Consider the following 12,460-nt stretch of genomic DNA (forward strand, 5'->3'; position numbering starts at 1 on the left):
CGAGGGGTCGGATCGAGGGGATCGACGGGGTGTTCGGGTCATGACAGGCACGATCATGCGATCCTGGTTTACGGGACTCACCGCGGCGCTCGTCGGGCTGGCGCTGCTGCCGGCGGCTGCCCTGGCGGCGGACGCCAAGCCCCAGCGCCCCAAGGCCGAGCCGCCGCCGGTGCAGGAGCGCGAGGCCATCCTCGCCCCCACCCTGGACGGCATGTTCCGCGACAGCCTGCTGACCGAGAATTCCGGCCGCCTGCCGCAGTTCGTCACCAACCGCGCCGGTCTCACCCTGCTCGGCCCGGCGCCGGAACCGCCGCCGCCGCCGCCGGGGTTCGAGCCGCCGCAGGTGGTCTACGAGATCGAGCCGCCGCCGCCGCCGCCCAGCTGGGCCGAGGTGGTGGCCGCCGTCGCCCGCAACGGGGCGGAACCGGCCCATGTGTCGGAAGTGGAGCGGCTGTCGTCCGAAGGCCGGCCGGAGGCGGTGGAACTGCTGGCGTGGATGCGCGCCAACGGCTCCGGCGTCGCCCGCGACCTGCCGGCGGCGTTCCGCCTCTATGCTCGCGCCCACCAGCTGGGCGTGCCCAACGCGCGGGAAAACGCCATCGCCGTCTACAAGTCCATGTCGGTGACGGAACAGCAGGCCGCCCGGCTGCCGTTCTGACGCCGCCGCGTCCCCCGTCTTCCCGCGCCCGACCCGACCCGACCCGCCCGACCCGACCGGAGGCCCATGTTCGTCAAGCTGTTCTACGCCCTGCGCGAGGCCGGCGTGCCGGTCAGCCTCACGGAATACCTGACGCTGCTGGAGGCGGTGGAGAAAGGCTGCGCCCATTTCTCCGTCGAGGACTTCTATTACCTGTCGCGGGCGGCGCTGGTGAAGGACGAACGCCACCTGGACCGCTTCGACCGGGTGTTCGGCACCGTCTTCAAGGGGCTGGAGCAGGCCACCGACCCCGACGCCCTGCTGGCCCAGATCCCCGACGAATGGCTGCGCAAGCTGGCGGAAAAGTTCCTCACCGACGAGGAGAAGCAGAAGATCCAGTCGCTCGGCGGCTGGGACAAGCTGATGGAGACGCTGAAGCAGCGCCTCGCCGAGCAGAAGGGCCGCCACCAGGGCGGCAACAAGTGGATCGGCACCGCCGGCACCAGCCCTTTCGGCGCCTACGGCTACAACCCCGAAGGCATCCGCATCGGCCAGCACGAAAGCCGCCACCGGCGGGCGGTGAAGGTGTGGGACAAGCGGGAGTTCCGCAACCTCGACGACACCATCGAGCTGGGCACCCGCAACATCAAGGTCGCCCTGCGCCGCCTGCGCCGCTTCGCCCGCGAGGGGGCGGCGACGGAGCTGGACCTCGATGGCACCATCCGCTCCACCGCCCATCACGGCGGCATGCTGGACATCCAGATGGTGCCGGAACGGCACAACACGGTGAAGGTGCTGCTGTTCCTGGATATCGGCGGGTCCATGGACGACCACGTCCGCACCTGCGCGGAACTGTTCTCGGCGGTGCGGACCGAGTTCAAGCACCTGGAATACTACTACTTCCATAACTGCGTGTACGAATACGTATGGCGCGACAACAGCCGCCGCCATGCCGACCGCATCCCGACCTGGGACGTGCTGCACACTTACGGCAGCGACTACAAGCTGATCTTCGTCGGCGACGCCGCCATGAGCCCCTACGAGATCGTCTATCCCGGCGGGTCGGTGGAGCACTGGAACGAGGAAGCCGGCGAGGTGTGGCTGCGCCGCATGCTCGCCACCTGGCCCCATGCGGTGTGGCTGAACCCGACGGAACAGCGGTACTGGCAGTTCACCCAGTCGACCCAGATGGTGCGGCAGCTGATGGAAGGCCGCATGTTCCCGCTGACCCTGGAAGGGCTGGACGGCGCCATGCAGGCGCTGAACCGCTAGCCGCGGCCCGGCGTCGCGGCCGGTCATGCCGTTTCCGGGGTTGACGCGGCGGCGAACATTCCTTACCCATAAGGCATGGCACAGATTCGCGACCTCGTCCTACTGCGACTTATCTGATCCGGCGCACCCCGCAGGTGACGCCGGCATCCGTCGTTTCGCAGTCACCATAGGGCAGAGCGCCGCCGCCATGACCAGCCACAGTCCCACCGCCGTTTCCGTCTACGTCGCGCCGTATATCGTCGCGCGACTTCTGGCGCTGCTGCGACTTACCTGCGGCCGTCGGTCCTGACCGCCTGCGGCGCACCGACGGCTGAAGCCGCTTTCTCCACCCATTCCGTTCGCACCGCCGAAGAGACGCGAGACAAGACGATGAAGGTCGATCCCACCACCAAGTACCGCCCGTTCCAGCCGGTAACCCTGACCGACCGCACGTGGCCGAACAACACCATCAGCAAGCCGCCCATGTGGTGCGCCGTCGATCTCCGCGACGGCAACCAGGCGCTGGTGGAGCCCATGGGCCCCGACCGCAAGCTGAAGATGTTCACCCTGCTGGTGGAGATGGGCTTCAAGGAGATCGAGGTCGGCTTCCCCGCCGCCTCGCAGACCGATTTCGACTTCCTGCGCCTGCTCATCGACGAGGGCCGCATCCCCGCCGACGTCACCATCCAGGTGCTGACCCAGGCGCGCGAAGACCTGATCGCCCGCACCTTCGAGGCCATCGAAGGGGCGCCGCGCGCCATCGTCCACCTCTACAACTCCACCAGCGAGCTGCAGCGCCGCGTGGTGTTCGGCATGGACCGCCAGGGCATCATCGACCTGGCGGTGAAGGGCGCCCGCCTGGTCCACACCCACGCCGAGGCCGCCCGCGCCCGCGGCGCCGACATCGTGCACGAATACTCGCCGGAAAGCTTCACCGGCACCGAACTGGACTTCGCCGTCGACATCTGCAAGGCGGTGATGGAGGTGTGGCAGCCGACGCCGCAGCGCCGCGTCATCCTGAACCTGCCGGCCACCGTCGAGATGTCGTCGCCCAACGTCCACGCCGATCAGGTGGAATGGTTCTGCCGCCACCTGCCCAACCGCGACTGCGCCATCATCTCGGTCCACCCGCATAACGACCGCGGCTGCGCCGTCGCCGCCGCCGAACTGGCGGTCATGGCCGGCGCCGATCGCGTCGAGGGCACCCTGTTCGGCAATGGCGAGCGCACCGGCAACGTCGATCTGGTGACGCTGGGCATGAACCTGTTCAGCCAGGGCGTCGACCCCGGCATCGACTTCTCCGACATGAAGCGCATCGTCGAGATCGCGGAAGAGTGCAACCGCATGCCGGTTCACCCGCGCCACCCGTGGGCCGGCGAACTGGTGTTCACGGCGTTCTCGGGCAGCCACCAGGACGCCATCAACAAGGGCCTGAAGGCCATGCGCGCCAGCAATCAGCCGGTGTGGGAAGTGCCCTACCTGCCCATCGACCCGGCCGACATCGGCCGCACCTATGAAGCGGTCATCCGCGTCAACAGCCAGTCGGGCAAGGGCGGCGTGGCGCATGTGCTGGAGCGCGACTTCGACCTCAAGATCCCGCGCGGCATGCAGGTGGAATTCGCCAAGGTCGTGCAGCAGATGGCCGACCGCACCGGCGAGGAGCAGACGCCCGACCTCATCTGGCGCGCCTTCCAGGAAGCCTATCTGGCCGAAGGCGGCCGCTTCGGCTTCATCGAGCACCGCACCGTGCCGCTGGGCGAGGGCGAAGGCGGCAAGCGGGCGCTAACGGCGCGCATCCTCGACAACGGCGCCGGCAAGTCCATCGAAGGGCAGGGCGCCGGCCCCATCGACGCCCTGGTCGACGCCCTCGGCCGCGCCTGCGGCGTGCGGGTGAAGGTGGAGGACTATAGCGAGCACGCCATCGGCCGCGGCTCCGATGCCCAGGCCGCCGCCTACGTCTGCGTCACCGACGCCGCCGGCCGCAGCCGCTGGGGCGCCGGCATGGACCGCAACATCGTGGTCGCCTCGCTGAAGGCGGTGTTGAGCGCCATCAACCGCGGCGAAGCCGCGAAGTAAGTCAGGGGGAGCGGCCGCCGCCGGCTGCGGCGCGGCCGCTCCACCCTCTCCCGGAGAGACATCCGACATGAACAGCAACAGCGTGACGGTCCGCCTGCCGGACTGGATGATGACGGCTGCCCAGGACTTGGCGGCGGATCGTCAGATGACCCTGGAACAGTTCGCGGTGACCGCCGTCCTGCACAAGATCGCCGCCGAGACCACGGCGGAGGACTTCCTCCGCCGCCGCTTCGGCGACCGCGCCTTCACGGCGGTGCTGGGGGAGTAGGGCGGGGCGTTGAGATATCGCATGGGATGTCATAAATTCAGCCATGCTTCGCGTGGTGCTCGATACGAACGTTCTTGTTGCCGCCCTCCGCAGCCGGCGGGGCGCGAGCAATGCCATCCTGCGCCGGGTGGCTGAGCGAGAGCTGGTGCCGCTGGCTACGGTCGCTCTCTTTGTCGAGTATGAAGGTGTTCTGAAGCGGCCCCAGCTTCTCGCGCTGACGGGCTGGGATGAAGCGACTGTCGACCGCTTTCTCGATGGCATGAAGGCTTTTGTGGAACCGGTGACGGTGAACTTCTCCTGGCGGCCGCAGTTGAAAGATCCGGGTGACGAACTCGTTCTTGAAGCTGCGGTGAACGGTGGGGCTGCGGTATTAGTGACTCATAACCTGCGCGATTTCTGCCCCGCGTGCGACAGGTTCGGGCTGTCCGTGATGACGCCTGGGGCGCTGATGAGGAGGATGTGCTCATGAGCAAGGGAACCTACCCGCTGAAGCTGCCTGCCTCGATCAAGGACGCGGCGAAACGGCTGGCGGCGCAGGATGGTGTGTCGCTGAATCAGTTCATCGCCGTTGCAGTGGCCGAGAAGGTGGGCGTGATGACGGCGACGGAGGAGTTCTTTGCCCGCCGCCCCACCGGTGCCGGGCCGGAGGAGTTTCTCCGGTTGCTGGACAGCGCGCCCGACGTCCCGCCCGCACCTGGGGACGACCTGGAGGGCGGCCCGGCGCCGTCCTGCTGAGCCTACCGGCAGGTGCTGAAGCGGCCCATGTCGACGTGGAAGTGGTCGGCGTGGGCGGCGTTGTAGTCGGGGCCGAGCACCACGTCGAAGTAACGGCAGGCGCCGTCGCGCACGCGGCGGAGGAAGCGGCCCCGCGCCCCGTCGTCGTCCCAGTGCTGGCGGACGCTGACGGTGCGGCCGTCGGCGAGGGTCAGGCTGGCGATGTCGAGGGCGTTGGCCGTCGCATGCTCGCTGCGGCGGGCGGAGCCGGCGATATTGCGGCAGACGTGGGTGCCGTAGTGGCCGACCCGCGTCACCTCCGCCCCCATCTCGGCGCGGGCCGCCGGCTGCAGCTCGTGCCGCTCGAACAGCGCCCAGGCGACGGCCAGGCGGCAGGTGGCGGTCAGCGGTTCGCCGAAGTCGGGGCCGGCGTCGGTGAGGCGCACCGCGTCGGTCAGGCCGCAGCCGACGTCGGAGGGGCGGTCGGGCAGGGGTGTCCAGGCAAGGTCACTGGTGGCGAGGGCGGCGCGGCAGAGGTCGCCGTCGCGCTGCAGCCGGCCGAGCCGGAACGGGGTGAGGAAATCGGGCTCCGCCGTCACGTCCAGCGGTGCCCAGGGGTTCCAGCGGTCGGGCACCACCAGGTCGCCCCGCCACACCGCCAGGCCAAGCCCGACGGCGACAAGCAGGACGGCGCGGAAGAGAAAGCGGGTCATCCGGTCCGGGTCAGGCAGCCATCACCGCACCAGTACGACAGAACCATGGTGCTGGTAAGGCAACGCCTGTGCCGGAGCGGGCGCTTCGTCACGGCTGCGCGAGGGGGCGGGGCAGGGGCGCAGCCGGCGGTCGGCGGGGAAGGGCCGGTGCGGCACCGGCGGGGCGCCGCACCGGGTTTCAGGCGGCGGGCTTACTTCCGCAGGCCCTGGCGGTAGCCCTGTTCCATCTGGTTGACGATCTGCTCCGTCCGCACGGCGGCGGCCTCGGCACGCTCGGCGGCGGCGGCGGCGCGGGTGGCGGCCTGGGCCGCGGCGGCGCTGGATTCACCGATCTGCTGATGGCTGGTGCCGATGGTGGTGCGGTCGGCGTCGCCGGCATTGGCGCAGGCGGCCAGCAGGGCAACGGTGGCGACGGAGAAAAGCACGCGCATGAATGAACTCCTTTGCAATGGCTTGAACGGCAAAGCGTTCAACGGCTGAACGGGCGGGCCGTCGCGGCCGGCGGGCGCACTCTTCGGGGCGGCGTGCACGTCTTCCGATCACGCCGCCGATCCTCCGCACGCGGCAGAGCCCCCGGCCGACGGGCGGTCGGGGGCCCGCCCACCTGCGCCGGGGTTCCGGGGGGAGGCATCCGACGGCGCCGCCTGCCGCCGGCCCGATGCGCCCGCGCAGACAGGGGCATGCCGCGGTGCGGCCCGCGAAGGCCTCACCAGGACAGCCAGTCTACAGCAGCCGCCGCCCGCCCCGCCGGCTCCGACGGGGTAAGGCAGTGCGACCAAAGGAGCGTATATCTGATGCTAAAGTCCGAGCGGCGACCGGCGCCGCCGCTGTGCCGCCGGATCAGGCGCGGCCGGCCGGCATGCGCTCGACCACGGCGTCGATGTCCAGGCCGCAGACGTCATAGCCGCGCTTGAAGTCGACCATGTGCTTGTACATCCACAGGCGGGCCGTTTCCACGTCGCGGGCCTTCAGGGCGTCGACGATGTACTGGTGCGCCTGCACCACCCGCCGGCCGGCGACGGCGCTGGTTTCCGGCTGCTCGAACAGCACCTTCACGGCGGGGTAGAACAGCAGCGAGATCGGCTCGCGCGCCAGCAGCAGGGCCTTGTTGCCGGTCATCTCCGCCACCAGGGCGTGGAACTCCACGTCCAGCTGGGTCAGCGGCGTGCCGGCATCCAGCGCCGCCTTCATTTCCCACAGGTTGCGCGACAGCGCCTCCAGCTCCGCTTCCGACGCGCGCTGGCAGGCGTCGATGGCGGCATGGGGCTCCAGCACCATGCACACTTCCCACAGCTCGCGGAAGGTGACGCGCTGCATGACCATGGCGCGGGAGACGCGCGGCGCCAGTTCGGTGTAATGCGGCAGGTTGACGTGCAGGCGGCGGCCGGCCTCGCGCCGCACCAGGCCGGACTGTTCCAGCAGGCGGATGCCCTCGCGCACCGTCGAGCGGTTGACGCCGAACTGCTCCGCCAGGGCGGTTTCGGTCGGCAGCTGGTCGCCTTCCTTCAGGCGGCCGCTGAGGATTTCCTTCTCGATGGCCTCGTACACCACCTTGTAGGCGGGGGAAACCTCAAGGCGCGCAAAGGTCTGGGTCATGTCCTGCCGTTCCTCTCCCTCGCCAGAGACGGGGACTCTGCCCCGTTTCTCCGCGAGCGGCCGAGAATACTGCCGCCGCCCGCCGACCACAAGCGAGTCGCCGCACCCGCCGTCATGCTACCCGGGCGGCGGTGCCGGTGCGGGCGTCCTCCAGGATCATGTCGGAGGCTTTCTCGGCGATCATGATGACCGGCGAGTTGGTGTTGCCCGAGGTGATGGTCGGCATGATGGAGGCATCCACCACCCGCAGGCCGGCCAGCCCCTTCACCCGCAGGCGCGGGTCCACCACGGCGGCCTCGTCAGCGCCCATGCGGCAGGTGCCGACGGGATGGAAGATGGTGGTGGCGATCTCGCCGGCGCCGCGCCACAGTTCCTCGTCGGTCTGGTAGTTGGGGCCGGGCTTGAACTCCTCCGGCTTGAAGCGTGCGAGCGCCGGCTGCCGCACGATCTGCCGGGTGATCTGCACCGACCGCGCCGCCACCAGCCGGTCGCCGTCGGTGGACAGGTAGTTGGGGCGGATGGACGGCGCGGCGAAGGGATCGGGGCTGTTGATGCTCACCCAGCCGCGGCTTTCCGGGCGCAGGTTGCAGACGCTGGCGGTGAAGGCGGGGAAGGGGTGCAGCGGCTGGCCGAAGGCCTCCAGGGTCAGCGGCTGGACGTGGTATTCCAGGTCGGGCGTCGCCAGCGCCGGGTCGGACTTCACGAAGGCGCCCAGCTGCGACGGCGCCATGGACATGGGGCCGCGGCGGAACAGCACGTACTCAAGGCCGATGCCGAGCTTGCCGAGCAGGCTGCCGGCGCGCTCGTTCAGGGTCTCGACGCCCTGGACCTTGTAGGCGCAGCGCACCTGCAGATGGTCCTGCAGGTTGGCGCCGACGCCGTCGCGCTCCAGCACCACCGGGATGCCGTGTTCCTGCAGCAGGGCGCCCGGGCCGACGCCGGACAGCTGCAGGATCTGCGGGCTGCCGATGGCGCCCGAGGCCAGGATGACCTCCCCGGCGGCTTCGGCGAAGGCGTCCTGGCCGTCCACCGAGACCTCGACGCCGGTGACGCGGCCGTCGACGATGCGCAGGCGCTTGGCATGCGCCTTGGTGACGACGCGCAGGTTGGGGCGGCCGAGGGCCGGGCGCAGGAAGGCCTTGGAGGTGTTCACCCGCCAGCCGCCGCGCTGGTTGACGTGGAAGTAGCCGACACCCTGGTTGTCGCCGGTGTTGAAGTCGTCGCAGCCGGGGATGCCGTACTGCATGGCGGCTTCCTTGAAGGCGTCGAGGATGTCCCAGCGCAGGCGCTGCTTCTCCACCCGCCACTCGCCGCCTTCGGCATGGTGATCGCCGATGGCGCAGGCGGCCTGGTCCTGGCTCTTCTTGAAGTAGGGCAGCACGTCGTCCCACCCCCAGCCGGGATTGCCCAGCTGCCGCCAGTGATCGTAGTCGGCGCTCTGGCCGCGCATGTAGATCATGCCGTTGATGGACGAACAGCCGCCCAGCACCTTGCCGCGCGGGTAGTTGAGCGCCCGCCCGGCAAGGCCCGGCTCGGCCTCGGTCCTGAAGCCCCAGTCGGTGCGCGGGTTGCCCATGCAGTAGAGGTAGCCGACCGGCACGTGGATCCAGATGTAATCGTCCTTGCCGCCCGCCTCCAGCAGCAGCACGGAGTGGCGCCCCTCCTTGCTCAGCCGGTTGGCGAGCACGCACCCGGCGCTGCCGGCGCCGACGATGACGAAGTCGAAGCTGCCCAGATGCTGCATGACGGCCGTTCCTCCCTGACCACGGTGGACCCATTCGCGAGGTCGTTTGTATGCAAGTTTAGGGGAGGCAGGGCGGCGGGGGAAGGGGGAGCGGCAGTTGCTGACGCCGCGCGAATCCCGATGTACAACGAACCATCACATTTATCTTCGCCTGGAATGGGGCTGCTATGTCCAACCGCCTTGCCTACCTTGGGATCGGCTTATACAGCGTTCCAGAGGTTGCACGGCTGACCGGCGTGTCCGCGCCCCGCATCCGGCGGTGGCTTGGCGGCTACCGGTATCTCCGCGACGGCGCTGAACACCGCTCGGAGCCTCTGTGGCGGCCCCAGATTCCCCCCTTCGACCACGACATCAATCTTGGGTTCCGCGATCTGGCGGAGGTGCGGGTGATCGGTGCCTTGGTTGCACAGGGGATCGGTTTGGTAACCATCCGGCGCGCCCTGCAGCAGGCCCGTGACCTGATTGGCGATGAGCGTCCGTTTTCTTCCGCACGCTTCCGTACGGACGGTCGCCGTATCTTTGTCGAGATCACGGGGGATGCCGAGGAACCCCTCCTGCTGGACGTCGCGCGCCGTCAACACCTGTTCCACAGCGTCGTGAAACCGAGCTTTCGCGATCTCGACATGGATGATGAAGGGGCAGTGCGGTGGTGGCCGCTCGGGCACGGGCGCCATGTCGTTCTTGATCCGGCCAGGGCGTTCGGTCAGCCCATCGTGGATGCGGGTGGGGTGCCGACCGTCGTTCTGGCCGATGCGGTGGCGGCAGAGGGGTCGCTGCCCTTGGTGGCACGGCTTTATGATGTTCCCGAGGCGGCGGTCCGGGCCGCCGTGCGGTTCCAGGAAGGGCAGGCGGACGAGCCGTGAAGCTCTTCGTGGACAACTGCCTGCCGCCTCGGCTTGCTGACGCACTGAACGTCCTTGTGGAGCCGGAGGGGCATCGTGTCGTCGCACTCCGCCATATGTTTCCCCAAAGCACGTCGGATGTGGACTGGATTAGTGCCCTCGGCGCCGACGGCGGCTGGGCGGTGTTGTCGGACGATCACCGGATCCGCAAGGTGCAGAGCGAACGGATGGCTTGGCGACAGGCCAACCTGCTTGGCTTCTTCCTGGCGCCCGGCTGGCGCAAGATGAACACGGTGACGAAGGCCGGGCACCTGCTGCTGTGGTGGCCGCGAATGGTCACGGCGGCCGAGATCACGGCGCCGGGCAGCATGCTGGAGATCCCCGCAGGCAAGGGCGCCCGCTTCCGCCAGTTCTCCCGCTGAGTCTCAGTCCTTACCAACAGGCCCCGCCAGTGCGCACCGGCGGGGCCTGTTGCTCAAGTCGTCCTCCCCCCTCCCTTACGCCGTCACGGCGGCCAGGAAGTCGTCCACCTTGCGGCGCAGGCCGTCGGCGCGGCTGGCCATGGACTCGGCTTCGTCCAGCACCGCCTTGGCGGCCTTCAGGGTTTCGGCCGCGCCGTTACTGACGCCGCCGATGTGGCTGACCACCTCGCTGGTGTCGCCGGCGACGGACTGGGCGTTGCGGGCGATTTCGTGGGTGGCGGCGGACTGTTCCTCCACCGCCGCCGCAACCGTAGTGCTGAGGGTGTTGATTTCCTCGATGATGGTGGAGATCGAGTCCATGGCGCTGACGGTTTCCTCCACCGCCTGCTGCACTTCCTTGATCTGCCCGGCGATTTCGTCGGTGGCGCGGGCGGTCTGGTTGGCGAGGCTCTTCACCTCGTTGGCGACGACCGCGAAGCCCTTGCCCATGTCGCCGGCGCGCGCCGCTTCGATGGTGGCGTTCAGCGCCAGCAGGTTGGTCTGGCTGGCGATGTCGTTGATGAGGTTCACCACCTCGCCGATGCGCCCGGCCGCCGACGACAGCCCGCCGACCAGATCGCGGGCGGAGGTGGCGCGCTGGCTCGCCTCGCTGGCGACGGAGGAGGAGGAGGACACATGGCGGGCGATCTCGGCGATGGAGGCCGACAGTTCCTCCGCCGCCGAGGCCATGCTCTCGACACTGGCTTCGGCATTGTGGGAGGCCGAGGCCACCGCTTCCGCCTGGCGGGCGGTCTGTTCGGAAATGCTGCTCATGGACTGGGCCGTCGCCTCCAGCTCGGTGGCGACGGAGGCGAGGCCGGTGACCATCTCGCCCACTTCCAGATCGAAGGTCTCGGTCAGGCGGCGCAGCATGGCGGCGCGCTCCAGGTCCGCCTTCTGGCGCTGTTCGCGCTCGCGGCGCTGTTCCTCGGCGGCGCGCAGCTTGTCCTTGAAGTCGGTCATGGCGATGCCGATGGCGTCCACCTCGCCGATGCGGCTGGCGGGCGGCACCGGCGCGTCCAGGTCGCCGGCGGCGAGGCGGCCGACGGTGGCGGTCATGGCGACCACCGGGCGGCTGATGCGGCGGGCGATCCACAGCCCCACCACCACCAGCACCGCCATGGTGGCCGCGCCGGCCGCCAGCAGCAGCCAGGTGGTGCGGCGGGCGGGGGCATAGACCACGTCCAGCGGCGCCTCGGCGATCACCGTCCAGCGCTCGCGGATGGCGCCCAGGTCGGAGCCGGCGCTGGCGGCCAGATTGCTGCCGCGCTCGCCGATCCAGTTGCCGCCGCTGGCGGCGGCCTGCAGCAGCGGCCGGTCCTCGGCGCCGGCCTGGGTGCCGATGCGCGAGGCCTGCGGGTGGGCGACCCAGGTGCCGTCGTGGCTGACCAGCCCGACCGTGCCGACCTCGAACGGCTTCAGCGCCGACAGCTCGCCGGCGATGATGTCGAGCGCGATGTCGCTGGTGGCGATGCCGATGACCTTGCCGCTTTTCAGCACGATGGGGGCGCTGATGGTGGTCATGAGCACGGTGCGGCCGGCCACCTGGAACTCGTAGGGCGGGGTGATGACGGTGCGCCGCTCGCGCATGGGCTGGCGGTACCAGAACTCCTCCGCCGCGTCGCCGGTCATGGGCACCGGCTCCAGCACCACCGAGCCGTCGGCGGCGCGGGCGGCATAGAGCAGGTAGCGACCCTCGCCCTCGGTGCCGAGGCCGTCGCTGGTGTGCTGCGCGTCCCGCCCGTCGGCATTGGGCTCGAAGCCGATGTAGATGCCCGTCAGGTGCTTGTGGACCGCCAGCTGGCCGGCCAGGCTGACGGCGTTGTCGGCGCGGTCCCAGGTGCCGGCGTCGATGGCGGAGGCCACCGTGGCGGCGTTGCCCTCGGCGATGGCGGCGGCGCGCATGACGAAGCCGTCGAAGCTGCGGGCGGCACGCTCGGCGGTTTCGCGCATGATGGCGCTGTCGAGCATCTCGGCATCATTGCGCTGCAGGACGGCGGCGAAACCGATCAGCAACGCCAGGCTGACCACGGTTGCCGTCAGCACCGGAACCAGAATGGCCCCGCGCAAGGTGTTCAGGAATCCCATCTCAGCCTCTCCCCTCGCTGTCGCAACTCCTTTCGGACGAGTCCGACTTTATCCACAGGTCTTACCTATT

Annotated in this window: 13 protein-coding genes; 8 read left to right on the top strand and 5 right to left on the bottom strand. The window is 69.4% G+C overall.

The window, feature by feature from the left end; translation table 11 throughout:
• The first annotated feature begins 55 nt into the window (after positions 1-55).
• The 6 genes from ABD056_RS05520 (at position 56) to ABD056_RS05545 (ending at position 4,967) form a co-directional block, all read left to right on the top strand.
• Positions 56-658, top strand: coding sequence for an SEL1-like repeat protein (locus tag ABD056_RS05520; RefSeq protein WP_343865183.1), 603 nt, complete (start codon positions 56-58; stop codon positions 656-658).
• 66 nt (positions 659-724) lie between these two features.
• Positions 725-1,909, top strand: a complete 1,185-nt coding sequence (locus ABD056_RS05525) for a vWA domain-containing protein (RefSeq protein ID WP_343865185.1) — start codon at positions 725-727, stop codon at positions 1,907-1,909.
• 369 nt (positions 1,910-2,278) lie between these two features.
• A complete protein-coding gene (gene leuA / locus ABD056_RS05530; RefSeq protein WP_343865187.1) occupies positions 2,279-3,964 on the top strand; it encodes a 2-isopropylmalate synthase in 1,686 nt (561 codons plus the stop codon).
• Between the two features lie 67 nt (positions 3,965-4,031).
• Positions 4,032-4,232, top strand: coding sequence for a hypothetical protein (locus ABD056_RS05535; RefSeq protein ID WP_343865189.1), 201 nt, complete (start codon positions 4,032-4,034; stop codon positions 4,230-4,232).
• Positions 4,233-4,275: 43 nt separating this feature from the next.
• The gene (locus tag ABD056_RS05540; RefSeq protein ID WP_343865191.1) at positions 4,276-4,701 is read left to right on the top strand and encodes a putative toxin-antitoxin system toxin component, PIN family; all 426 of its coding nucleotides are present in this window, start codon (positions 4,276-4,278) and stop codon (positions 4,699-4,701) included.
• Positions 4,698-4,967 (top strand): pilus assembly protein HicB, encoded by a 270-nt coding sequence (locus ABD056_RS05545; protein WP_343865193.1) that lies wholly within the window; start codon positions 4,698-4,700, stop codon positions 4,965-4,967. Before ABD056_RS05540 ends, ABD056_RS05545 begins: the two co-directional genes overlap by 4 nt.
• A 2-nt stretch (positions 4,968-4,969) precedes the next feature.
• On the opposite strand, the gene ABD056_RS05550 is transcribed toward ABD056_RS05545, so the two are convergent.
• The 4 genes from ABD056_RS05550 to ABD056_RS05565 form a co-directional block, all read right to left on the bottom strand.
• Positions 4,970-5,659, bottom strand: a complete 690-nt coding sequence (locus ABD056_RS05550; RefSeq protein WP_343865195.1) for an extensin-like domain-containing protein — start codon at positions 5,657-5,659, stop codon at positions 4,970-4,972.
• A gap of 191 nt (positions 5,660-5,850) precedes the next feature.
• A complete protein-coding gene (locus tag ABD056_RS05555; RefSeq protein WP_343865197.1) occupies positions 5,851-6,090 on the bottom strand; it encodes a hypothetical protein in 240 nt (79 codons plus the stop codon).
• Between the two features lie 409 nt (positions 6,091-6,499).
• Complete coding sequence (locus tag ABD056_RS05560) at positions 6,500-7,255, bottom strand: FadR/GntR family transcriptional regulator (protein WP_343865199.1); 756 nt, start codon at positions 7,253-7,255, stop codon at positions 6,500-6,502.
• Positions 7,256-7,367: 112 nt separating this feature from the next.
• A complete protein-coding gene (locus tag ABD056_RS05565; RefSeq protein ID WP_343865201.1) occupies positions 7,368-8,999 on the bottom strand; it encodes a GMC family oxidoreductase in 1,632 nt (543 codons plus the stop codon).
• A 167-nt stretch (positions 9,000-9,166) separates the two neighbouring features.
• On the opposite strand from ABD056_RS05565, the gene ABD056_RS05570 reads away from it, so the two are divergent.
• Together ABD056_RS05570 and ABD056_RS05575 are read left to right on the top strand one after the other, a co-directional pair.
• On the top strand, positions 9,167-9,862 hold the full coding sequence (locus tag ABD056_RS05570; RefSeq protein ID WP_343865202.1) for a hypothetical protein: 696 nt from the start codon (positions 9,167-9,169) through the stop codon (positions 9,860-9,862).
• Complete coding sequence (locus ABD056_RS05575) at positions 9,859-10,263, top strand: PIN-like domain-containing protein (RefSeq protein ID WP_343865204.1); 405 nt, start codon at positions 9,859-9,861, stop codon at positions 10,261-10,263. Before ABD056_RS05570 ends, ABD056_RS05575 begins: the two co-directional genes overlap by 4 nt.
• A 75-nt stretch (positions 10,264-10,338) precedes the next feature.
• Here ABD056_RS05575 and ABD056_RS05580 read toward each other — a convergent pair whose 3' ends face one another.
• Positions 10,339-12,390 (bottom strand): methyl-accepting chemotaxis protein, encoded by a 2,052-nt coding sequence (locus ABD056_RS05580; RefSeq protein ID WP_343865205.1) that lies wholly within the window; start codon positions 12,388-12,390, stop codon positions 10,339-10,341.
• Between the last annotated feature and the right edge of the window lie 70 nt (positions 12,391-12,460).

Origin of the sequence: Caenispirillum bisanense (assembly GCF_039523075.1) — a bacterium.
GTDB classification, from domain to species: domain Bacteria; phylum Pseudomonadota; class Alphaproteobacteria; order Rhodospirillales; family Rhodospirillaceae; genus Caenispirillum; species Caenispirillum bisanense.